Consider the following 21,670-nt stretch of genomic DNA (forward strand, 5'->3'; position numbering starts at 1 on the left):
GTTAAAATTTACTCCGTTGGAGTTTGAAACGTTTCGTGTAGTCTGAATTCAGTATCTGAAAAACCTTGTTAAAATTTACTCCGTTGGAGTTTGAAGCAAAGCCTTCTCAAAACTATCTAAACTGCGAGAAATCGGTTAAAATTTACTTCGTTGGAGTTTGAAACAAACTAAAATATCGCCGCGTTTTAGAGAATACGAGGTTAAAATTGACTCCGTTGGAGTTTTTCTGGTAAGCAAAACGGGCATATTTAAAATACTTGGGAGTTTTCGAAGTAAATAAATATAGAGGTTTTTTAGGGATTTTGAATTGATAAGGTCTTTCTAGGCCTCTATTTTTATTTATTATACTTGCCGTAAATTTTCTTTAAATTTGCAAGATTTGCGCTCAAATTTAAAAGTAACATATCGGCCGTTACTAGTCTAGCCATCGCGGTGGCTACGACGCTGCCGCGCACTCCGATACACGGATCGTGCCGCCCGCGCAGCTCGCAGAGGGTATCCTCTCCGCACACGTTTTGCGTCGCCTGAGATAAAAATATCGACGGAGTCGGCTTAAAATGCGTCTTTATCACGACTTCTTGTCCGCTCGTCATGCCGCCCAGCGTTCCGCCCGCGTGATTTGAGGCGAATCCGAATTTTTCGTCCGAATTTGACCCGCAGCAAGCCGCGCCGTCCGCCTCGCTTTTGCATTCGTCAAATTTGCTGCCGTTTAAATTTGATAGCCCACCCGAGCCGCCTAGAGCCGAGTCGGTCAAATTTACGCCCGCATACGCCGCGCCCATCGAGTCGTTATTTTGGCTGCCGCGCATCTTGCTAGCACTTACGCCTTCGCCGATCTCTACGGCTTTGACTCCGTTTATGCCCATCATCGCAGCCGCGATTGCCGCGTCAAATTTATAGTATAGCCCCTCGCCAAGCCCGGCCGACGCGCCGCGGATAACCGTCGCGACGCTAGCTCCGACGCTGTCGTGATCACGCTTGGCTTTTAGGATTTCCTCTTTCATCGCCTCTTCATTGCCCAGCGAAAATATCTCCGAGCGCGCCGCGAGATCAAAGTCTAACCGCTCGCCGCACGAAATTTCGCCCACGCTCGCCACGCCGCTTTGCACGCTGACGCCAAACTCTCCCAGTAAAATTTGAGCTATCGCTCCGCCTGCCACGCGCACGGCCGTCTCTCTAGCCGAGCTGCGTCCGCCGCCTCTGTGGTCGCGGATGCCGTATTTGCGGTAGTAGGCGTAGTCGGCGTGCCCGGGGCGAAAGAGTTCGCGTAAATTTTCATAATCGCCCGATTTTTGATTTTCGTTTCGGATGATAAAGCCGATCGGAGTGCCCGTGCTGACGCCTTCAAACACGCCGCTTAAAATCTCGACGCGGTCGCCTTCGCTCCTTGCCGTAGCAAATTTCGAGCCTCCCGGTTTTCGCTTATCAAGCTCGCTTTGGATAAAATTTAGATCAATACGAACGCCCGCAGGAAAACCGTCTAGTACGCCTCCGATCGCCGATCCGTGACTCTCGCCAAACGTCGTTAGCGTCAGTTTGCGTCCAAAGGTATTCACTTGCCCTCTCCTAAAATCTCAAGCGCGGTTTTAGCGGCTTTTTGCTCGGCTTCTTTTTTGCTTTTGCCCGCGGCTCGCGAGATCTCTCGCTCGTTTAGCATCAGCGCGATCTCAAATTCCTTCTTATGATCGGGGCCTTTTGAGCCGACCAGCACGTATTTTGGTATCTCGGCAAAGCGCGCTTGGGTGAGCTCTTGCAGCGCGGTTTTGTAGTCTTTTACCATGCGGTCGAAATTTATATCGGGATAGCATCTCTCAAAGGCCTTTAGGCTAGCCGCGCGCACGGCGTCAAAGCCGCTTTCTAGGTAGATCGCGCCCATCAGCGCCTCGAAAGCGTCTGATAGGATCGAAGCTTTTAGCCGTCCGCCGTTGTGCTCCTCGGCCGGCGAGATGTTGATGAGTTGGCCCAAATTTAGATATTTAGCCAGCTCGGCGAAGCTTTTTTCGTTTACGAGCGCGGCGCGCAGTTTGCTTAGATCGCCTTCGCTTAGGCGCGAAAATTTGTGAAAAAGATAATCCCCGATCACCAGATCCATCACTGCATCGCCCAAAAACTCGAGCCTCTCGTTGTTTGCGCCGCCTTTTACGCTTTTGTGCGTGAGCGCGGTTTTTAGCAGCTTTTCGTCTTTAAATTTATATCCTAATTTCTCTTCCAAATTTCGCATTATTCGCCTTTTAAGCTTTTTTTATCTTTACGGCTTGCTCGCGCGCCATCTCGTCGCAAAGCTCGTTTTGCGGGTGTCCGGCGTGGCCTTTGACCCAGATCGCCTCGACCTCGTGCGGCTCGCTAGCGGCCAGATATTCCTGCCACAGCGGTACGTTTTTTACGTTTTTAAAACTTTTCTTCACCCAACCCTCTAGCCACGTATTTACGGCGTTTGCAACGTATGAGCTGTCGGTGTAGAGCTTTACGCGGCAGGGCTGCTTTAGCGCTTTTAACCCCTCGATTGCCGCTCGCAGTTCCATTTGATTATTTGTAGTGTGCGCCTCGCCGCCGCTTGCCGTTTTTTTGTGCTCACCGTACTCTAGGATGTACGCCCAGCCGCCGGGGCCGGGGTTGTCCAGGCACGAGCCGTCGCTAAAAAGGCATACTGTTTTCATCGGATTTTTCCGTGATGTGAGGCAAAATTTGCACGCTGCCTAGCTCGCTACACATCGGACAGCGGTAAAAATGCATCGGAAAAGCGTTTTTACAGCTCTTGCAGACGTAGTTAAAGCTAAGCGCGGCCTTGTCGTAGTTTGCCGCTTTTAGCTTCTTTAAAACCTCTAGCTCAAAACCCAGCGGCGTGCCGTCCTCGTCGCTCAAGCCTTTGATGAAAAACAGGCTCTTATACTCGGGATCGGTTAAATTTACGGGCGAGTTTTGATAATAAACTAAGTCCAAAACATCCTCAAGCGGCGGGAAATCGGCAAAATCCCTAAGCCCCGAACCGTTTAAATTTAACCTCTCCATCGCCATTCGGCGCACGAGTGCAAATTCGTCCTTTAGCGCTAAAATTTCGTTGATTTTCACCGCTTCGTCTTTGCTTTTATCCGATAAAATTTGCAGCGCCTTGATGTACGCCGTCTGCGCCCTCACGCCCTCGCCGAGCTCTTGCAACGCGTCCAAAGCCTGCAACGCGCCCTCGTAGTCTTTTAGTTTTTCGAAAATTATCGTTAGAGATTTTAGCGCGATTTGATTTCGCGGGGAGATTTTTAGCGCCTCTAAAAAGACGCTTTTTGCGCGCTCTAAAAAGCCCGCCTTAAAATAAGTCTGGCCAAGATCGGTAAAAATTTGCTCCTTTGCCGCGCGGTTTTTAGCCCTCTCCAAAGCCACGGCATAGACGTTGATAGCCTTTTCAAAATACCCGCTTTTTGAAAACGTCCCCGCCAAAAAGCACATCGTAGCCGTATCCGCGCCCGAGTTTATCAAAAGCTGCTTGTTTTCGTCGCTCAGGCCTTGAGATTTGCCGAATTTTTTTAAAAATCCCGCGATCTCCGCCTTTTCGTCCTTGCTCTTAAAAACGCCCCACGCGTAGCTAAAAACGGCGATCACGAGCACCGCGGCGACTAGCACCACTAGACCGAAAATCGGGTCTCTAAATTCGATAAAAAATATATCCAAAATGCCGCTTTCTAAAGTCAAATTTAACGCCGATTATAGCAAAACGATTGTATAATCTCGCTTATGATCGATCCAAAATCAATAGAAAGACTAAAAGCGCAAACCGATATCGTCGATGTCGTCGGGCACTATCTGCCGCTGAAAAAAAGCGGCGCGAACTTCGTGTGCGTATGCCCGTTTCACGACGATAAAAACCCGAGCATGAGCGTGAGCCCGACGCGCGGGATATTTCACTGCTTTTCGTGCAAAGCCGGCGGCGACGCGATCAAATTCGTGATGGACTACGAAAAGCTAAGCTACCCCGAAGCCGTCGAAAAGATCGCCGGACTGCAAAATTTCACGCTAAACTACGTGCGCGGCGGCGAACCGGCGAAGGAAAACAAGCACATCCTAGAAAACGCAAACGCCTTTTACCGCTCGCTACTTTATAAAACGCCCGCGGCCGTGGAGTATCTCTACTCGCGCGGTATAACCGACGAGCTGATCGATAAATTTGAACTAGGTTTCGCGCCTGAAAGCGCGCAAACGATAAGGCTACTGCAAAACGAGCAAATAGAGCCCAAAGAAGCCCTAGAAGTCGGCATCGTAAAGCAAAACGAAAACGGCATTTACGCGAGTTTCATAAACCGTATCACCTTTCCTATCTACACGCACGCGGGGCGGCTGGTTGGTTTTGGCGGACGTACGATCAGCGGCAACCCAGCGAAATACGTAAATTCGCCCCAGTCCGCGGTCTTTGATAAATCAACGCTTTTTTACGGCTATCACCTGGCGAAGCGCGAAATTTTCACCAAAAATCAGATCATAATCACCGAAGGCTACATGGACGTCATCATGCTGCACAAGGCGGGCTTTAACAACGTCGTAGCCGTCCTTGGAACCGCGCTCACGACGAAGCACCTGCCGCTTTTAAAACGCGGCGAGATCAGCGTTATTTTATGCTTTGACGGCGACGACGCGGGCATAAACGCCGCGACGAAGTCCGCTCTGCTGCTCGCGCAAAACGAAATCGACGGCAGCGTCGTCATTATTGAGGGCGGCGCAGATCCGGCCGATATGGTGGTAGCGGGCAAGATAGAGTATCTGCGGCAAATTTTTGAAAGCGGCATGGAGATCGGCGAATTTTACATCAGGCATCTAGCTAGCGGCTTTGACCTCTCGCGCCCCGTGCAAAAGCAAAAGGCGCTAGAAGCGATCCAGGCCTTTACGGCGAGTCTAAAACCCGTCGTCGCAAACTCCTACGCGCCGCTCGTGGCTAAAATTTTAAAGATAGCCGAGGGGTCGTTTCGGCTAACTAGAGGTGCAAATACGCAAGCCGCTCAGGAGCGCATGCAAGCCTACGAAATGCAAAATTTGGGTAAAAATCAGCGCGGGCGTAAGGATATACTTGAAATTCGGTTTTTAAAAACGATGATCGAAAATCCAAATTTTAAAAAAAATGTTTTAGAAAATTTAAAAACGGAGTATTTCGTCCGGCACAGAGATATTTACGAAGCGGTCGCACAGGGGGCTAATGCGGACGATCCCGCCGTGCGCGAGCTGATGTTTGAAAACTACGACGCCTTTAAAGACGAGGATGAAATTTTAAAAAATATAGTTATTTTAAAAGTGAGATTTTACGAGAATTTGCACAAAGAATATTCGGCAAAACAAATTCCTTTAGAGGAAAAAAAACAAATACTATCAAAAATAAAAAAAATTATCGAGGAACTTAAAAAATGAAAGCGTTAGTTTTATTTAGCGGCGGGCTGGGCAGCATGATCGCCATCAAGCTGCTGACAGCCCAAGGCATCAACGTCACGGCGATCCACATCGATATCGGCTTTAGCGGCGACGAGAAAAAGGCGGAAATTTTACGTCGCCGCGCGAACGAAGCCGGAGCCGAGCTTAAAATAATCGATATCAGAAACGAATACCTGCGCGACGTGCTTTTCACGCCAAAATACGGCTACGGCAAGCACTTTAACCCCTGCATCGATTGCCACGGATATATGTTTAAAACAGCGCTTGCGATGATGCGCTCGGAGGGTGCGGACTTTATCGCGACGGGTGAGGTGATCGGCCAGCGTCCGATGAGTCAGAGACGCGACGCGATGGCGCAGGTCAAAAACGCTGCCGGCGACGAGGATGATCTCATCCTGCGTCCGATGTCTGCGCAGCTGATGAAGCTCACAAAGCCCGAGCGCGAAGGCTGGGTCGATCGCAGCAAACTGCTCGCCATCAGCGGACGCGACCGCAAAAGACAGCTCGCGCTTGCGAAAGAGTTTGGCTTTAGCGAGTATGAGACGCCGGGCGGCGGGTGCTTGCTCACGATCGAGAGCTTTGCGAATAAAATCAAAGATTTCATCAAATTTGACCCGGATATGACGAGCGCGGATATGCAGCTACTGCGCATCGGACGCCATCTGCGCCTAACAAACGGCACCAAAATGGTCATAGGCCGCGACGAAAACGATAACGCCAAACTGCTAGCTTTAAATAATCCGAAATTTACGCAGATCAAATTTGACGAGGGCGTCGTGGGCGCGGTGAGCTTCGTAGATGCTAAATTTAACGAAGCCGACCTCGAGCTTGCCGTTCGGCTGGCGCTTACCTACACCAGAGCGGATAAGGATACGGCAGTGCGATCTAGGATCGGCGAGCGCGAAATTTGCGTGAAGCCTTTTGAGAGCAAGCATGCTGCGCAGGAGTTTTTTGTTAGTTAAATTTACCTTAAAAAGCTCGCCGCTAAATAAATTGACGCCGAATTTGAGGTTGCTTTCGCAGTAAATTTGGCGGCTAAAATTTGGCAAAATACCCTTTGCTGTCTCAAATTTGGATTTGCTCGCGAGCTAAATTTGGCACCAATTTCTGGCTACTTTGAGCCTAAATTTACTTGTTTTGCTAAAAGCTCAAACCGTAAATTTAGGTGGACATACAACTGGTTTTTATTCTTTTGGAGCTTAAATTTAGTCGGTAAATTTTACTATTTTTCGTGATTTTACCGACTCGCGTTAGCTAGACTGCCCTGCACGATTTGGTAAATTTTACCGTAGATACCACGCTTTTATGCAGATTAATCCCAAATTCGAAATTCAAGTCCTTTGTTTTATGCCAAAAATATAGTAAAAAGCTCAAATTTTGATTTATCGCTCAACGCGCCAAAATCAAAATGATACTGGCTTTTATTTTATTTTGAGATATTTTAAGTATAATTCTCATTTTAATATAATAATGAGAGTTTTTGCGATGGATTATCAAGGATTGTTTTTATTGGCGCAGTTTTTAAACGAGAGAAAAAAGGCGAGTCGTAAAGAGATAGCGGAGTTTTTATCGGGCGAAACGGGTGCGAGCCAGAGCAAAACGGACGCGCTTTTAAGCGCCATAGCAAACAGCCCTAAAATTCAAGCTTTGCCGCAAGAAAAAAGGATCGTTTTAAAGACTTCGCGCGGGATTTACGAGATAAGCAAAGTCGGTGAAAAACTCTTAAAAAGCAAAAATGCTCGGCAAAATTTTGAAGCTTGGATCGGCGACGTTTACGGCAAAACTGCGACGCAAAATTTACCCGCGCCCAAAACTAAAAAATACCTAAAAACCATCACCACTCTCGTCGTGCATGAGATAAAAGACAAAATGATCGGCGAAGCTATCAAAAAGCCGATAGAAGCGATAAAAATGCTCACTCTAAAGCTCATGAAAAAGCATAAATACTTAAGAAAATTCTATGCTTTTAGACACGTTTTTTTGGCACTTCTGGCTGCCAAGATCGCGTTTGACATCGTCAAATTCTTTAAGAATCGTAAGCTAGAAAAACTGCTTGCAAGTAGCTGATTTGCTCAAATTTGATTAAAAAGTTTAAGGATGACGCACGATAGATGATTGCAAATTGCGATTTCTTGAAGTTAGATGCGCGGGCTAGGACAAACTACTTATCGCCTAAAAATTAAAAACTCGTTTTATATCAAAAAATCATTCGTCAAATAGCCCGCTCTCAAAGCTTTTCACGCGAAAGCTGCGCCTTTGCAGCGGCGAGTCGCCTAGTTTTGCTACCGCGTTCAGATGCGCCTTCGTGCCGTAGCCCTTATGTGCGGCGTATCCGTAGCCAGCATGCACGCCATCCCACGCCTTCATCAGCGCGTCGCGGCTTACTTTGGCTAGGATGCTGGCCGCACTTACCTGCGCGACCTTGCCGTCGGCTCCGACCATCGTTTTTATGCCGGTGCCGTAGTTTGCGTTGCCGTCGTAGAGCAGCTCGCAGCCTGCAAAATGTGCCTTAAACAGCCGCAGCGCGCGTCTGAGGCACTCGCTAAGGCCTAGTTCGTCGATTTCTTTGTTTGAAAAATAGACGATGAGAAATTCCGAGCTTTTGATGATCTCGCGAAACAGCTCCTCGCGCCGCTTTTCAGTCAGTTTTTTTGAGTCGTTTAGGCCCGCTATCTCGCGCTTTAGCACGCATGCAGCTACTGCTAAAGGTCCAGCCAGCGCACCGCGACCCGCTTCGTCGATGCCGCAGATTTGGGCGTCAAATTTGTTTTTCATCACTACGCTTTCAAATAAATTTTGCAAAATTTAAGTTATCAAATTTTGTGTTGCATTTTTTCAAAGTTTCCTTTTTTGGCGGAAAAGCTGGCTAAAACAGCCCGAAATTTTGCTTTAAATGCTCTTTTACGGGCTCGAACGGTAGCGAAATTTCGCTGTTTTTGCCGCCGGTCGCACCGTCAAAAAATGTAATCCCGCTTGGCGAGAGCGTAAAATTTTCGCTCGGAGTTATCTTTTCTTTTGCGAAGAGTGCCGTCAAATTTGCATTGTTTAGATCCTTAAAAACGTCACTTAAATTTATCTTTTTTAGGTTTTTGAGCCAGACGGTTTTGCAGACTTTTCCGCTTGCGCCTAGTTCGCAGACGCTTCTTATTTTGCCGTTTTGATACTCGAGGCTATTTAGTGCGCTTGCGGCGCTGTTTGAGGGGTCTTTGAGCCATGCCGATTTAAAATTTTCAAGCTTTACGGCGAGAGATTTTTTGTTATTTTGTGCAAATTTAGGCGAGTAAAAGTCGCTCGCTACGGCTTCAAACCGCGCTGCGTCTCGCCCTATCTCTTGCAGTCCGAGCGCGGCAAAATCATAGCTCGCGACCTGTTTTATCACGGCCTTTCGCGCCTTGCCTCTGATCGCTAGTTTGCCCGTTAGTTCGCCGTTATCCGCTTTCACGCTTAGATTTAGCCACTCGGTGACCACGTTTACGGCCGTTATATCGGCACCTGATTTTTCGATGCCGCCTTTACTGAAGTCGTATCTGGCACCCTCAAAAAAAGCGTGCCCTTGAAATTTGGGCGGTAAAACGACGCCTTTATCGCTAAAATTTTCAAACTCGGCCTCAAGTTCGCTGATGTAGAGCTCAAATTTGCTCCCGTCCGCCTCGCCGGCAAATTTATAAATTTTACCCTCATTTTCGTGTCTGATCTCGTAGCCTAGCGCCAAAACGCAGGCCAAAAATATCGCCGCAACCGCTCTCATAATCGCTCCTTTTATATGCCCAGCGCCCAGCGAGAAAACGGCGCGACCTCGCATTTTATGCCCTCTATGCTCGTTTCGCCCGAGTTTGCCACGCTGATTGCTTGTAGCCTATTTATACCTAAAATTTTTAAATTTGCGTGCAGTTTTTTAAATTTTAAAAAGACCAAATCCGCATCGCTAAACGGCGAGCAAATAATCGCAAGTTTCCTTTTTGGCAGGAAAAAATCAAGCTCTTTCGTATAAAAAACCCGCTCGTTAAATTTGGCTAGCTCGCAAAAAACCGTATTGTTAAAGTTTTTAGCGAAGTCCTTTTTTAGGCTCAGCGCGCTTTTAAACGCAAAATCGTTAAAATAAAGCCTCTTTGCGGCGTTTGGCTCGTTAAATTTTTCTACCAGACTAACCGCGCTCATGTTTTCCAGCTCGCTAAGCGCGCCGTAGACGCTATCTTTTGAGATTTTTCGGGTGGATTTTAGAGTGCTAAAAATCTCAAAGACGCTCACGTTTTGCGCCTGAGCCTTTGCGCACTCTTTTAGCATGGCTAGCTGTGTGGCAGAGAGCGATGATTTTAGCGCGGTTTGTAGATTTGCCGCGACGTTTTCGGCGTCACAAAAGGCCGATGCTGGGCTCCTGCCGTGAAGCAAAAAGTGGCTAAAAAGCGTCTCGGGATCGATCTTTTTCGAAAAAAAGGCGATAAACTCCTCGTAGTCTAAAAAATCCAAATTTAGCTCGCTAAAGCCGCTTAAATTTACGTCTCTAAATCGCGAGGCTAGGATAAAATTTGATAAATTTAGCTCCAAAACTGGCTCAAATTTTTCCTGAAATCTTTGCTCGAAATCATCGATCGCTAGAATTTTTATCTGCGGATTCTGGCGTAAAAACTCGGGCAAATTTGACAAAATCTCATCCGCATCTATGCGAAGGTCGCCTAAATTTACGTACAAAAACTCTTTGCTCTCAAATGCCGACAAAAAGCCCGCGATTAGAGATGTTTTGCCGCTTCCTATACCGCCTTTTATCAGCGTTTTTGGTGCCGTGATCTCAAATTTTCTATTTATAAATTTGATATTTTTGGGCGGGTTTTGATAAAGTGCGTTTAGGATTTGCATTTTTTGCCTTTTAAATTTGGAAAATTATAGTGAAGTTTCCTTATAAAGAGGAAGCTAATTAAAATTTTATCTCAAAAGATGATCTAAAATTTACCGCTTTTAAAAGAAAATACATTAAATTTGTGCGAGAAAAAACGCAGACACTTCGAAAGCAAAATTTTATCCGAACCAAATTTGCGCCCAAATAAACCCGCTCAAATTTATCCAAAATCAAATTTAAATATTTCGCTTCAAGTTTTCAGCCAAATTTGCAAAAACTTCCTTATAAAAAGGAAATAATTTTATTAAATTTCATCAAATTTGCTCAAAATATTGACATTAAAAAGCCATTTGGATAAAATCCGAGTCTCTTACATAAGTAAGAAGTGTCGTATGTTTGCGACAAGTTCTATTCAAAGGAAAGAAAATGGAAAGAATCAGGCTTAAGCTTAAAGCTTATGACCATAGAGTTCTCGACCGCACAGTTGCAGCCATAGTAGAAGCTGTCAAACGAACGGGCGCCGACGTCAGAGGTCCGGTGCCGATGCCTACGAAGATCAAACGCTACACGGTCTTAAAATCACCACACATCAACAAAGACTCACGCGAGCAGTTTGAAATGAGAATTCACGCTAGAATGCTAGATATCGTAGCGGCTACGCCCGATACCGTCGACTCGCTAACAAAGCTTGACTTAGCCCCTGAGGTTAACGTCGAAGTCCGCGCGATGGGCAAATAAAGGCGAGGTGAAAGATGGAATATATCGTAGAAAAAATAGGCATGAGCAGAACGGTTAATAACCCGAGCATCCCTGTTACACTTCTAAGGGTCGTAAACGCTAAAGTTTGCGAAGTGAGCGAATGCGGCAGCGCGATAGTAGCTTATGCTAAAGGTAAAGCAAAAAATAAAGCCATAGAGGGTCAGCAAAAAAAATATAGCCTAACGGCGGAATTTAATAAATTCGCAACCCTAGAAGTCGCAAACAAAGAGGCAGGCGATCTTGATTTTAGTCCGCTTAGCTCGGCTAAAATTTTAAAAGTTAGCTTCAGCTCAAAAGGTAAAGGCTATCAAGGCGTCGTGAAAAGACACGGGTTTGCGGGTGGCCCAAAAAGCCACGGTTCTCGCTTCCACAAAAGACACGGCTCTATCGGTAACCGCGAGTGGCCGGGACGCGTTCAGCCTGGTATGAAGATGGCCGGACACACCGGAAACGAAAAAGTTACCGTTAAAAACGAGATCGTAAGCTTTGACGCCGAAAACGGAATTTTGGTTTTAAAAGGTAGCGTCGCTGGCTATAACGGTGCAATGGGCAGAATAAGGATAGTAAAATGAGTAAAGTTTGCGTATTAAACGAAAAATTTGAAAAAGCTAGTGAGCTTGATCTACCGGCTAATTACGCCCAGATCAACCCGCACAACCTATATCTTTACGTTAAGTCTTATTTGTCTGGTATGCGTTCAAATTCGGCTCACACTAAAACCAGAGCTTTCGTAAGCGGTGGCGGTAAAAAACCGTGGAGACAAAAAGGTCGCGGCGGCGCTAGAGCGGGCTCAACCAGAACTAACGTCTGGGTAGGCGGCGCGGTGGCGTTTGGTCCGAGTAACGAGCGAAACTACTTCCAAAAGGTCAATAAAAAGCAAAAAAGATTGGCGCTTGAGTTCGCGCTAAACGAAAAAGCTAACGCGGGTAAAATTTTCGCGGTAGATAGCATAGAGATCGCAAGTGGTAAGACTAAAGACGCTGCTAAAGTAATCAGCGCGTTAAATTTGAGAGACGCTTTGGTCGTAAAAGATCTGCTTGACGACAACACGCTATTGGCGTTTAGAAATCTATCAAACTGCTATCTAATCGATGCGAGCGAGATAAACGCTTACTTAGTGGCGACTTACGGTGCCGTCGTTATCGAGAAGGCCGCACTTGAAACTATAATAAAAGAGGGCTGAAATGGCAGATATAACTGATATCAAAACGATTTTATATACGGAAAAAACTCTCGGTCTTCAAGAGCAAGGCGTGGTCGTTATACAAACTTCGCCTAAGATGACTAAAAATAGGCTGAAAGAAATTTTGAAAGAATATTTTGGGGTAACGCCACTTCGCGTAAATTCGCTTAGAATCGACGGAAAAGTTAAGCGTTTCAAAGGAAGAGAAGGACAACGCAACGAGATAAAGAAATTTTACGTTCAGTTGCCTGAAGGCTCAAGCCTAGAAAACACGGAGGCGTAAGATGGCGATAAAAACCTATAAACCTTATACACCTAGCCGCAGATTTATGACGGGCTTATCGAGCGAGGATATCACTGCTAAACCTAGCGTGAGAAGCTTGCTTGTAAAGATCCCTGTAAGCGGCGGTAGAAATAGCAACGGAAGAATAACTTCTAGACATAAAGAAGGCGGAGCGAAGAAGCTTTATAGAATCATCGACTTTAAACGCCGCAAATTTGGTATCGAAGGTAAAGTCGAAGCTATCGAGTACGATCCGAACAGAAACTGCCGTATCGCGCTTATCGCTTATAAAGACGGCGAAAAACGCTACATCATCAGACCAAACGGACTAAACGTTGGCGATATCGTAGCAGCAGCCGAGGCAGGTCTAGACATAAAACCTGGCAACGCGATGAAACTAAGAAACATCCCGGTTGGTACTATCGTGCACAACGTGGAGCTAAAACCTGGCAAGGGCGCTCAGATGGCTCGTTCAGCCGGCGGTTACGCTCAGCTAATGGGTAAAGAGGAAAAATATGTAATGCTTCGCTTGCCAAGCGGCGAGATGAGACAAGTACTCGCAGAGTGCATGGCTAGTATCGGCGTAGTAGGTAACGAAGACTGGGCGAACGTAACTATCGGTAAAGCCGGACGTAATCGCCACAGAGGTATCCGTCCTCAAACTCGTGGTTCTGCGATGAACCCGGTAGATCACCCGCACGGCGGTGGTGAGGGCAAGAAAAACTCTGGCCGTCATCCTGTTACTCCATGGGGTAAACCGACTAAAGGTGCTAAGACTCGCCGCAAGAAGGCTAGCGATAAGCTTATAATTTCAAGAAGGAAAGGTAAATAGAGATGGCAAGATCACTCAAAAAAGGACCTTTTGTCGATGAGCATGTAATAAAAAAAGTCGTTGCCGCTAAAAAAGCGGGCGATAACAAGCCGATAAAAACATGGTCTAGACGCAGCACGATAGTGCCTGAAATGATAGGCCTAACGTTTAACGTTCATAACGGCAAGAGCTTCATTCCAGTATACGTTACGGAAAACCACATCGGATATAAACTAGGCGAATTTGTTCCTACGCGCACATTTAAGGGTCACAAAGGCTCAGTGCAAAAGAAAATCGGTAAGTAAGGGGATAAGATGAGCAAATCAATTATTAAATTCGTAAGACTATCTCCGACTAAGGCCAGACTAATCGCAAGAGAAGTACAAGGCATGAACGCCGAATTTGCGCTAGCTAGCCTTAGCTTTATGCCAAACCGCGGCGCCAAATTTATCGCTACAGCTATCAGCTCGGCGGTAGCTAACGGTGGATTCGAGCCTGAAGAGGTTATCGTGACAAGCTGCCGCGTAGACGCAGGACCAGTATTAAAAAGATTTAGACCGCGAGCGAGAGGAAGCGCAAGCAGAATCCGCAAACCGACTTCTCATATCTTAGTAGAAGTATCTAAACCTGAAAAGAAGGAAGCGTAATATGGGTCAGAAAGTAAATCCGATAGGTCTAAGACTAGGAATAAACCGCAACTGGGAGTCAAGATGGTTTCCTGCTAAAGGAACTTTGGCTGAAAATATCGGCGAAGACTACAAAATTCGCGCTTTCTTGAAAAAGAAACTTTACTACGCGGGCGTTTCTCAAATTTTGATCGAGAGAACCGCTAAGAAAATCCGCGTAACCGTCGTAGCAGCTCGCCCTGGTATTATCATCGGCAAAAAGGGCTCTGACGTAGAGAAGCTTAAAGAGGATATCCAAAAGCTAATCAACAAAGAAGTAAACGTAAATATCAAAGAAGAAAGAAAAGCTCAAGCTTCAGCTCAGCTAGCTGCAGAAAACGTAGCTATGCAGCTTGAAAAACGCGTTGCATTTAGACGCGCGATGAAAAAAGTTATGCAAGGCGCTCAAAAATCAGGCGCTAAAGGTATCAAAATTTCAGTCGCTGGACGTCTTGGCGGCGCTGAGATTGCTAGAACCGAGTGGTACTTAGAGGGTCGCGTTCCGCTTCATACCCTAAGAGCTAAGATCGATTACGGCGTTGCTGAAGCGCATACGACTTATGGAAACATAGGTATAAAAGTGTGGATATTTAAAGGTGAGGTTCTTCAAAAAGGCGTTCAACCTGAAAAGAACGAAGAAGAAAAAGCCGAAAAAAAACCGCGCAGAGCAAGAAGAGGTAAATAATCATGTTGATGCCAAAACGAACTAAATTTCGCAAACAGATGAAAGGCAGAAACCGCGGTAAAGCTACTCGCGGCGCTGATCTTGCTATGGGCGAGATTGGAATCAAAGCTGTAGAAGCAGGCCGCGTAAATTCGCGCCAGATCGAAGCGGCTCGTGGGGTCTAACCCGCCACGTAAAACGCCAAGCCAAAACTTGGATCAGAGTTTTCCCAGATAAGCCGTTAACCAAAAAGCCTCTACAAACTCGTATGGGTAAAGGTAAAGCCGGAGTCGAAGAGTGGGTTATGAATATAAAACCAGGTCGTATAATAGTCGAAATGGCTGGTGTAGATGAGGAATTAGCGCGTGAAGCTCTAACTCTAGCTATCCACAAACTTCCGTTTAAGACTAAAATCGTAACGCGAGAGAGTGAAAATGAAATATACTGATATTAAAGACAAAAGCGTTGCAGAACTTAACGCGTTATTGAAAGAGAAAAAGGTGCTTTTATTTACTTTAAGACAAAAGCTAAAAACTATGCAGCTAAGCAACCCTAACGAGATTAGCGCTGTCCGCAAGGAAATAGCGCAAATCAACACTGCAATTAGCGCTTCAAAGTAAGGGGTGAGAAATGGCATTAAAAAGAGAAATTCAAGGTGTCGTTTTACAAAAGGCCGGCGATAAGACGGCTACGATTTTGGTTGAGAGGCGCGTTATGCACCCAAGATACCACAAATTCGTAAAACGCTTTAAAAAATATATGATTCACGACGAAAAGAACGAGACAAAAGCGGGCGATACGGTCGTAGCTATCGAATGCAGACCGCTAAGCGCGAAAAAATCTTTCCGCTTAAAGACTATTTTAGCGACGGGGGTTGAGTAATGATACAATCTTTTACGAGGCTTACGGTTGCCGACAATAGCGGCGCGAAAGAGCTAATGTGCATTAAAGTTTTGGGCGGCAGCAAGAGAAGATACGCGACGCTTGGCGACGTTATCATTTGCTCTGTCAAAAAGGCGCTTCCAAACGGCAAGATCAAAAAAGGTCAAGTGGTAAAAGCGGTCGTCGTTAGAACTAAAAAAGAGGTTCAAAGAGATAACGGCTCGCTAATCCGCTTCGACGAAAACGCAGCCGTCATCCTAGATAACAAACGCGAGCCTATCGGTACTCGTATCTTTGGACCGGTCGGCCGTGAGGTTAGATACGCTAACTTTATGAAAATAGTTTCGCTTGCTCCGGAGGTGTTATAATGGCTAACGTTAAATTTAAAGTAAAAAAAGGCGATACCGTTAAGATCATCGCAGGCGACGACAAAGGTAAAATAGGTAAAATTTTATCCGTCCTAGCCAAAAAAGGACAAGTCATCGTCGAGGGCTGCAAGGTAGCCAAAAAAGCTATAAAACCTAGCGAAAAAACCCCAAACGGCGGCTTTATCAATAAAGAGATGCCTATTGATATCTCAAACGTTGCAAAAGTTGAGGGCTGAAAATGAATAGATTAAAAGCTAAATATAACGAGGTCGTAAAGCCTGCTTTGGCTAAAGAATTCGACATCAAAAATCCTATGCTAATCCCTGCGATCGAAAAGATCGTGATAAGCGTAGGCGCTGGCGAATCTGCTAAAGATCAAAAGCAACTTCAAAACATCGCCGATACTATTTCGCTAATCGCAGGACAAAAAGCCGTAGTTACCGATGCTAAAAAATCGGTTGCGGGCTTTAAAGTGCGCGAGGGATTTCCCGTCGGCGTAAAAGTTACGCTTAGAAAAGAGAATATGTTTGCATTTTTAGATAAACTAATCTCTATCGCGCTACCGAGAGTTAAAGACTTTAGAGGTCTTCCGAAAGACGGTTTCGATGGACGCGGAAATTACAACTTCGGCCTTGACGAACAGCTAATGTTCCCGGAGGTCGAGTATGATAAGATTTTACGCACTCACGGCATGAATATAGTTATAGTCACGACGACAAACAGCGACAAAGAGGCATTCAAATTGCTTGAGCTATTTGGTTTGCCGTTTGCGAAAGGAAAGTAATATGGCGAAAAAATCAATGATAGCAAAGGCCGCCAGAAAGCCTAAATTTACGGTTCGCGGCTATACGAGATGCCAAATTTGCGGACGTCCGCATTCGGTTTATAAAGATTTTGGAATTTGCCGCGTATGCCTAAGGAAAATGGCTAACGAGGGACTAATCCCGGGTCTAAAAAAAGCAAGCTGGTAAGGAAGAGAAATGTTAAACGACTTAATTTCAGACGGACTAACTCGCATTAGAAACGCCGCAATGAGAAGACTCGAGACTACGAAGCTTCTTCATTCAAACGTCGTCGAGGCTACTTTATCTATCCTTGCGGCTAAAGGCTATATCGAGAGCTACAACGTCGTAGAAGAAGATAAAAAGAAATTTATAAACGTAGTTTTAAAATACGACGAGCACGGCAGAAGCGTGATTAACGAGCTTAAACGCGTATCAAGCCCGGGTCGCCGCGTTTACAAAGGAAAAGACGAGATCAAGAGATTTAAAAACGGCTACGGAACGATCATCGTTAGCACCAGCAAAGGCGTTTTAAGCAATGAAGACGCTCACAAAGCTGGCGTAGGCGGCGAAATCCTCTGCTCTGTGTGGTAATGAACGAAAACGATGTGGGGCATCGTTTTCGCATCATTGAAGTGAAGCTTAAACGATAGGCTTCCCGGATTTCCGGCGGGGGCATCGTTGTTGCATCCTAGAAAATGTAATCTAGTTCGGTAGACTTGTCGTATTTACGACGGGGTAGCGTTTTAGATTACTTTGAAATAAAGTTTGAATTGATGGGCTTGTTTTTGTAGCAAGATGTCAATTCGATATTATTAAAATGTAGTCTGATTCGATAGCCTTGTGGTATTTGCGACGAGGCGGCGTTTCGGATTGCGTTGAAATGAAATTTGACTAGGCATCTTTTCGTAGTTTATAAGATTCACGAACAACTTTCGCCGTCAAATTTATAAAATTTAAAATCGGAAGCTAAAATTTAAAAAGCTTCCCAAATTTAGCTCGGCTTGCAAATTTATCCAAATTTGCCAAAGCTAAATTTAAAAACGACGATGTTAAATTTGGTGCTAAATTTTGGAAAATAACTCTGAAAAACAAGTCAAATTTGACGAGAAAATTAAAGTGTTTGAAGCGGTTTTTATCGCTTCGATTCATTTCTATTTTTATGGTATTGCGGTATCCATTCGTAAAAGTAGACATACCCTAGACAAGTAAAAAGGAAAAAAATGTCACGTATAGGAAAACAGCCGATAGCTATTCCAAGCGGAGTAGAGGTCAGCGTAGAAGGCAACGTCCTTAAATTTAAAAAAGGCGCTCATTCAAAAGAGCTTGACACAAAAGGGCACGTAGACGTTAAAGTCGAAGATGCTCACATAGTATTTTCTCCAAAGAGCGACGAGAGACAAGATAGAGCCTACTGGGGCACCTATAGAGCGCTTGCAAACAATATCGTCATCGGCATTACAAAAGGTTTTGTTCGCCAGCTTGAGATCAACGGCGTCGGTTACAAAGCCGCAGCTAAAGGCCAGGTACTTGAGCTTACTTTAGGATTTTCTCACCCGATAAATCACGAAGTGCCAAAAGGCGTTGAAATCAGCGTAGAGAAAAACATCATAACTATCAAAGGCGACGATAAGCAAGTGGTAGGCCAGATCGCAGCTCAAGTCAGAGCGTACAGACCGCCTGAACCGTATAAGGGCAAGGGCGTTAAATACGTAGAAGAGCGCATCATCCGCAAAGCCGGTAAGACATCTAAGAAGTAAGGGATAGATAATGACAGCAAATGTATTAAAAAGAAAACTCGCTCTTAGAATCAAGAGAAAAAGAAGAATCAGAGCCAAAATTTCCGGCACTGCGGTATTGCCTAGAATTTCTATCTTCAAATCAAACAGAACTCTTTACGTCCAAGCTATCGACGACGTAGCAGCCGTAACTCTAGCGGCAGCCGACGGCAGAAAGCTAGGCGTAAAAGCAAACAAAGAAGGCGCCGTAACTTTAGCTAAAGAATTTGCAAAAACTCTAAAAGCTAAAAAAGTAGAAACGGCATTATTCGACAGAAACGGCTATTTGTATCACGGAGTCGTAGCGGCTTTTGCAGACGCATTACGTGAAAACGGTATCAAACTATAAGGAAAATCGCTATGGAAAAATATAACAGAGAAGAATTCGAAGAAGTAATGGTTGATATCGGCCGCGTTACAAAGGTCGTAAAAGGCGGTCGTAGATTTAGATTTACGGCTCTTGTCGTAGTAGGAAACAGAAACGGCCTAGTAGGCTTTGGCTTCGGTAAAGCAAAAGAGGTGCCGGACGCTATGAGAAAAGCCGTCGACGACGCGTTTAAAAACATCATCGAGGTAAAAAGAAAAGGCTCGACTATACCTCACGACGTAGAGGTTAAATTTAACGCTAGCCGCGTTTTACTTCGCCCTGCTAGCGAAGGTACGGGCGTGATTGCGGGCGGTAGCGCTCGTCCTATTCTAGAGCTTGCGGGCATCAAGGACATCCTAACAAAATCGCTTGGCTCAAACAACTCGGCAAACGTCGTTCGCGCTACTTTAAAAGCGCTAAGCATGCTTAAAGGCTAAGGAGAAGATATGGGACTAGAAAATTTAAAACCTGCCGAGGGCTCGACTAGACAAATCAAAAGACTAGGTCGCGGTCAAGGTAGCGGTCAAGGTAAAACCGCAGGCAAAGGACACAAAGGTCAAAGAGCTAGAAAAGGCTACAACGAGAAAAGAGGCTTCGAGGGTGGTCAGCAACCACTTCAAAGACGCCTTCCAAAAGTAGGCTTCGCTTCTAAATTTGAAAAACCTTACGTAATCAACGTAGAAAAAATCGTTGTAGTAAAAGAGTTAAGCGAGATCACTATCGCTACTATCGCTACCGTGCACAAAATTTCAAGCAGCGTCAAGAAAATCAAATTGATCGGAGTGAGCGCAAAAGATTTGGCTTCGAAAATCAAAGACGAGAACGTAACCGTTAGCGGACGTGCGTAATGAATAAGACATTGACCAACAAGATTTTAATCACGTTGGCATTTTTATTTGCTTACAGGATACTGGCATACGTGCCGGTTCCTGGCGTAAACGTCAATGTTATTAAAGAGTTTTTCGATTCGAATTCAGCAAATGCGCTGGGACTATTTAATATGTTCAGCGGTAAGGCCGCAGAACGCCTCAGTATCATCTCTCTAGGCATTATGCCATACATCACGGCATCGATTATTATGGAGCTTTTAGCGGCTACTTTCCCAAATTTGGGCAAGATGAAAAAAGACCGCGACGGCATGCAAAAATATATGCAGATCATCCGCTACGCCACTATCGGTATCACGCTTGTTCAAGCAGTAGGCGTTAGTATGGGGCTTCAGAGCCTTCACGGCAGAGGCGGAGAGGACGCGATAATGATAGATATGAATTTATTTATCGCGATTGCGGCAGCTTCGATGCTAACTGGAACTATGCTTTTGATGTGGATAGGCGAGCAGATCACGCAGCGCGGTATCGGCAACGGCATCAGCCTTATTATCTTCGCTGGTATCGTTAGCGGCATACCTTCAGCCATCGGCGGAACGGTAAATTTGGTAAATACGGGCGAGATGAACTTCCTTGTAGTTATCGTAATTTTGCTTGTTATCTTGGTCACGGTAGGCATAGTTATCTACGTCGAGATGGGCGAGAGACGCGTACCGGTGAGCTATTCACGTAAAGTCGTGATGGAAAATCAAAACAAACGCATCATGAACTATATACCTATCAAGGTAAATTTAAGCGGCGTTATTCCTCCGATTTTCGCCAGTGCGATTTTGATGTTCCCAAGCACTATTTTGCAGGCTAGCACCAACCCTTACATCCAAGCTATTCACGATTTTTTAAATCCAAATAGCTATTTTTTCAACTTTTTAACGTTCTTGCTGGTTGTATTTTTTGCATATTTTTACGCTTCAATAGCGTTTAATGCAAAGGATATCAGCGAAAATTTAAAAAGACAGGGCGGCTTTATCCCGGGCATTAGACCGGGCGAGGGCACTGCGGGCTATCTAAACGAGGTCGCATCAAGGCTGACTTTTAGCGGCGCGATCTATCTCGGACTTATCTCGACGCTGCCTTGGGTGCTCGTTAAAATTATGGGCGTTCCGTTTTATTTCGGCGGCACGTCGGTACTGATCGTGGTTTCTGTCGCGCTTGATACGATGCGAAGGATAGAAGCTCAAATTTATATGAATAAATATCAAACTCTAAGCGCGGTAGGCTTGTAATGGCTATAACCATTATGCAGCCAAACGACATAGAGAAGATGCGAGCGGCGAATAAAATCGTCGCTCAAACCCTTGACTACGTAGAAAGCGTGATCAAGCCAGGCATTTCACTACTCGAAATAGATAAAATTTGCGAGGATATGATAAGAGCCGCAGGCGCTAAGCCGGCATTTAAGGGGCTTTACGGCTTTCCAAACGCCGCTTGCATCAGCGTAAACGAAGTAGTCATCCACGGCATCCCGAACGAATACAGACTACAAGAAGGCGACATTGTAAGCGTCGATATCGGCTCAAATTTGAACGGATATTTCGGCGACTCGGCTAGGACTTGGGGCGTGGGTCAAATTTCGCGCGAGGACGAAAGGCTAATCGCTTGCGCTAAAGATGCGCTATATTTTGCGATAGACACCGTAAAAGCGGGAATGCACTTTAAAGAGCTTAGTTTTGAAATCGAGAAATTTATAAGGGCTCGCGGATTCGTTCCGTTAACGGGATTTTGCGGTCACGGCATCGGTAGACGCCCACACGAAGATCCGCAAATTTTAAATTATTTAGAGGGCGGTAGCCCAAAATCGGGACCTAAAATCAAAAACGGAATGGTATTTTGCGTGGAGCCGATGATCTGTCAAAAAGACGGCACTCCAGTGATCGGTCCTGACAAATGGAAAGTAACTAGCAAAGACGGGCTAAGAACCAGCCACTACGAGCACTGCATGGCGGTCGTGAACGGACGTGCGGAGATTTTAAGCTTAGCGTAAAATTTTAAAATTTACAAGTTGTT

At 45.5% G+C, this 21,670-nt stretch carries 31 protein-coding genes and 1 pseudogene; 25 read left to right on the forward strand and 7 right to left on the reverse strand.

Translation table 11 applies throughout. The features are described 5' to 3' along the window. Window positions 1-335 precede the first annotated feature (335 nt). From aroC to H740_RS10015, 4 genes are read right to left on the reverse strand one after another with little or no spacing between them, the layout of a single operon-like run. A complete protein-coding gene (aroC, locus tag H740_RS10000) occupies window positions 336-1,556 on the reverse strand; it encodes a chorismate synthase (RefSeq protein ID WP_002953652.1) in 1,221 nt (406 codons plus the stop codon). Continuing rightward, the gene (gene rnc / locus H740_RS10005) at window positions 1,553-2,221 is read right to left on the reverse strand and encodes a ribonuclease III (protein ID WP_002946070.1); all 669 of its coding nucleotides are present in this window, start codon (window positions 2,219-2,221) and stop codon (window positions 1,553-1,555) included. Before rnc ends, aroC begins: the two co-directional genes overlap by 4 nt. A 10-nt stretch (window positions 2,222-2,231) precedes the next feature. Next, window positions 2,232-2,657: a ribonuclease HI gene (rnhA, locus tag H740_RS10010; protein ID WP_002953653.1), complete on the reverse strand. Its 426-nt coding sequence runs from the start codon at window positions 2,655-2,657 to the stop codon at window positions 2,232-2,234. Then, the gene (locus H740_RS10015) at window positions 2,635-3,660 is read right to left on the reverse strand and encodes a tetratricopeptide repeat protein (RefSeq protein WP_034957981.1); all 1,026 of its coding nucleotides are present in this window, start codon (window positions 3,658-3,660) and stop codon (window positions 2,635-2,637) included. The genes rnhA and H740_RS10015 overlap by 23 nt, the downstream gene beginning before the upstream one ends. A 63-nt stretch (window positions 3,661-3,723) precedes the next feature. On the opposite strand from H740_RS10015, the gene dnaG reads away from it, so the two are divergent. The 3 genes from dnaG to H740_RS10035 all read left to right on the forward strand — a co-directional run bounded on the left by dnaG (window position 3,724) and on the right by H740_RS10035 (window position 7,470). After that, window positions 3,724-5,382, forward strand: a complete 1,659-nt coding sequence (gene dnaG / locus H740_RS10020) for a DNA primase (protein WP_002953655.1) — start codon at window positions 3,724-3,726, stop codon at window positions 5,380-5,382. Further along, a complete protein-coding gene (locus H740_RS10025; RefSeq protein ID WP_002953656.1) occupies window positions 5,379-6,365 on the forward strand; it encodes an argininosuccinate synthase domain-containing protein in 987 nt (328 codons plus the stop codon). The genes dnaG and H740_RS10025 overlap by 4 nt, the downstream gene beginning before the upstream one ends. Window positions 6,366-6,912: 547 nt before the next feature. Further along, window positions 6,913-7,470 (forward strand): restriction endonuclease, encoded by a 558-nt coding sequence (locus H740_RS10035; RefSeq protein WP_231679354.1) that lies wholly within the window; start codon window positions 6,913-6,915, stop codon window positions 7,468-7,470. A 138-nt stretch (window positions 7,471-7,608) separates the two neighbouring features. Here the strand turns inward: H740_RS10035 and H740_RS10040 are convergent, their stop codons facing one another. From H740_RS10040 to H740_RS10050, 3 genes are all read right to left on the reverse strand, one after another. After that, window positions 7,609-8,178, reverse strand: a complete 570-nt coding sequence (locus H740_RS10040; protein WP_002953659.1) for a ribonuclease HII — start codon at window positions 8,176-8,178, stop codon at window positions 7,609-7,611. 91 nt (window positions 8,179-8,269) lie between these two features. Further along, window positions 8,270-9,151 (reverse strand): hypothetical protein, encoded by an 882-nt coding sequence (locus H740_RS10045; RefSeq protein ID WP_002953660.1) that lies wholly within the window; start codon window positions 9,149-9,151, stop codon window positions 8,270-8,272. An 11-nt stretch (window positions 9,152-9,162) separates the two neighbouring features. Further along, the gene (locus H740_RS10050; protein WP_002953661.1) at window positions 9,163-10,257 is read right to left on the reverse strand and encodes a P-loop NTPase family protein; all 1,095 of its coding nucleotides are present in this window, start codon (window positions 10,255-10,257) and stop codon (window positions 9,163-9,165) included. A 406-nt stretch (window positions 10,258-10,663) separates the two neighbouring features. Here H740_RS10050 and rpsJ point away from each other — a divergent pair, with 406 nt between their 5' ends. From rpsJ to map, 22 genes and pseudogenes are all read left to right on the forward strand, one after another. Then, window positions 10,664-10,975 (forward strand): 30S ribosomal protein S10, encoded by a 312-nt coding sequence (gene rpsJ, locus H740_RS10055; RefSeq protein ID WP_002947121.1) that lies wholly within the window; start codon window positions 10,664-10,666, stop codon window positions 10,973-10,975. Window positions 10,976-10,989: 14 nt separating this feature from the next. Continuing rightward, window positions 10,990-11,568, forward strand: coding sequence for a 50S ribosomal protein L3 (gene rplC / locus H740_RS10060; protein WP_002953662.1), 579 nt, complete (start codon window positions 10,990-10,992; stop codon window positions 11,566-11,568). Further along, window positions 11,565-12,179, forward strand: coding sequence for a 50S ribosomal protein L4 (gene rplD / locus H740_RS10065; protein ID WP_002953663.1), 615 nt, complete (start codon window positions 11,565-11,567; stop codon window positions 12,177-12,179). Before rplC ends, rplD begins: the two co-directional genes overlap by 4 nt. A gap of 1 nt (window position 12,180) precedes the next feature. Beyond that, window positions 12,181-12,462 (forward strand): 50S ribosomal protein L23, encoded by a 282-nt coding sequence (locus H740_RS10070; RefSeq protein ID WP_002953664.1) that lies wholly within the window; start codon window positions 12,181-12,183, stop codon window positions 12,460-12,462. 1 nt (window position 12,463) lies between these two features. Beyond that, the gene (gene rplB, locus H740_RS10075) at window positions 12,464-13,294 is read left to right on the forward strand and encodes a 50S ribosomal protein L2 (RefSeq protein WP_002947117.1); all 831 of its coding nucleotides are present in this window, start codon (window positions 12,464-12,466) and stop codon (window positions 13,292-13,294) included. A gap of 2 nt (window positions 13,295-13,296) precedes the next feature. Beyond that, window positions 13,297-13,578: a 30S ribosomal protein S19 gene (rpsS, locus tag H740_RS10080; RefSeq protein WP_002953665.1), complete on the forward strand. Its 282-nt coding sequence runs from the start codon at window positions 13,297-13,299 to the stop codon at window positions 13,576-13,578. A gap of 9 nt (window positions 13,579-13,587) precedes the next feature. Next, a complete protein-coding gene (gene rplV / locus H740_RS10085; protein WP_002947114.1) occupies window positions 13,588-13,920 on the forward strand; it encodes a 50S ribosomal protein L22 in 333 nt (110 codons plus the stop codon). Between the two features lies 1 nt (window position 13,921). Next, window positions 13,922-14,623, forward strand: a complete 702-nt coding sequence (rpsC, locus tag H740_RS10090) for a 30S ribosomal protein S3 (RefSeq protein ID WP_002953666.1) — start codon at window positions 13,922-13,924, stop codon at window positions 14,621-14,623. 2 nt (window positions 14,624-14,625) lie between these two features. Beyond that, window positions 14,626-15,050, forward strand: a pseudogene (gene rplP, locus H740_RS10095) (50S ribosomal protein L16). After that, on the forward strand, window positions 15,037-15,222 hold the full coding sequence (gene rpmC / locus H740_RS10100) for a 50S ribosomal protein L29 (protein ID WP_002953667.1): 186 nt from the start codon (window positions 15,037-15,039) through the stop codon (window positions 15,220-15,222). The pseudogene rplP and the gene rpmC overlap by 14 nt, the downstream one beginning before the upstream one ends. 10 nt (window positions 15,223-15,232) lie before the next feature. Beyond that, window positions 15,233-15,484 (forward strand): 30S ribosomal protein S17, encoded by a 252-nt coding sequence (gene rpsQ / locus H740_RS10105; protein WP_002953668.1) that lies wholly within the window; start codon window positions 15,233-15,235, stop codon window positions 15,482-15,484. Further along, complete coding sequence (gene rplN / locus H740_RS10110; RefSeq protein ID WP_002947105.1) at window positions 15,484-15,852, forward strand: 50S ribosomal protein L14; 369 nt, start codon at window positions 15,484-15,486, stop codon at window positions 15,850-15,852. Before rpsQ ends, rplN begins: the two co-directional genes overlap by 1 nt. Beyond that, a complete protein-coding gene (gene rplX, locus H740_RS10115; RefSeq protein ID WP_002953669.1) occupies window positions 15,852-16,088 on the forward strand; it encodes a 50S ribosomal protein L24 in 237 nt (78 codons plus the stop codon). The genes rplN and rplX overlap by 1 nt, the downstream gene beginning before the upstream one ends. A 2-nt stretch (window positions 16,089-16,090) precedes the next feature. Beyond that, window positions 16,091-16,636, forward strand: a complete 546-nt coding sequence (gene rplE / locus H740_RS10120; RefSeq protein ID WP_002953670.1) for a 50S ribosomal protein L5 — start codon at window positions 16,091-16,093, stop codon at window positions 16,634-16,636. A 1-nt stretch (window position 16,637) separates the two neighbouring features. Continuing rightward, window positions 16,638-16,823: a type Z 30S ribosomal protein S14 gene (locus tag H740_RS10125; protein WP_002943090.1), complete on the forward strand. Its 186-nt coding sequence runs from the start codon at window positions 16,638-16,640 to the stop codon at window positions 16,821-16,823. A 9-nt stretch (window positions 16,824-16,832) separates the two neighbouring features. Continuing rightward, window positions 16,833-17,228: a 30S ribosomal protein S8 gene (rpsH, locus tag H740_RS10130; protein WP_002943159.1), complete on the forward strand. Its 396-nt coding sequence runs from the start codon at window positions 16,833-16,835 to the stop codon at window positions 17,226-17,228. Between the two features lie 629 nt (window positions 17,229-17,857). Continuing rightward, window positions 17,858-18,394: a 50S ribosomal protein L6 gene (gene rplF / locus H740_RS10140; RefSeq protein WP_002947097.1), complete on the forward strand. Its 537-nt coding sequence runs from the start codon at window positions 17,858-17,860 to the stop codon at window positions 18,392-18,394. A 10-nt stretch (window positions 18,395-18,404) separates the two neighbouring features. Beyond that, window positions 18,405-18,761, forward strand: coding sequence for a 50S ribosomal protein L18 (gene rplR, locus H740_RS10145; RefSeq protein ID WP_002953672.1), 357 nt, complete (start codon window positions 18,405-18,407; stop codon window positions 18,759-18,761). Between the two features lie 11 nt (window positions 18,762-18,772). Next, window positions 18,773-19,216: a 30S ribosomal protein S5 gene (gene rpsE, locus H740_RS10150; RefSeq protein WP_002943402.1), complete on the forward strand. Its 444-nt coding sequence runs from the start codon at window positions 18,773-18,775 to the stop codon at window positions 19,214-19,216. A gap of 9 nt (window positions 19,217-19,225) precedes the next feature. Then, window positions 19,226-19,627 (forward strand): 50S ribosomal protein L15, encoded by a 402-nt coding sequence (gene rplO, locus H740_RS10155; RefSeq protein ID WP_002953673.1) that lies wholly within the window; start codon window positions 19,226-19,228, stop codon window positions 19,625-19,627. Continuing rightward, window positions 19,627-20,889, forward strand: coding sequence for a preprotein translocase subunit SecY (gene secY / locus H740_RS10160; protein WP_002953674.1), 1,263 nt, complete (start codon window positions 19,627-19,629; stop codon window positions 20,887-20,889). Before rplO ends, secY begins: the two co-directional genes overlap by 1 nt. Continuing rightward, window positions 20,889-21,647, forward strand: coding sequence for a type I methionyl aminopeptidase (gene map, locus H740_RS10165; RefSeq protein ID WP_002953675.1), 759 nt, complete (start codon window positions 20,889-20,891; stop codon window positions 21,645-21,647). Before secY ends, map begins: the two co-directional genes overlap by 1 nt. The last annotated feature ends 23 nt before the right edge of the window (window positions 21,648-21,670 follow it).

Source organism: Campylobacter showae CC57C (assembly GCF_000344295.2).
GTDB lineage: Bacteria > Campylobacterota > Campylobacteria > Campylobacterales > Campylobacteraceae > Campylobacter_A > Campylobacter_A showae_B.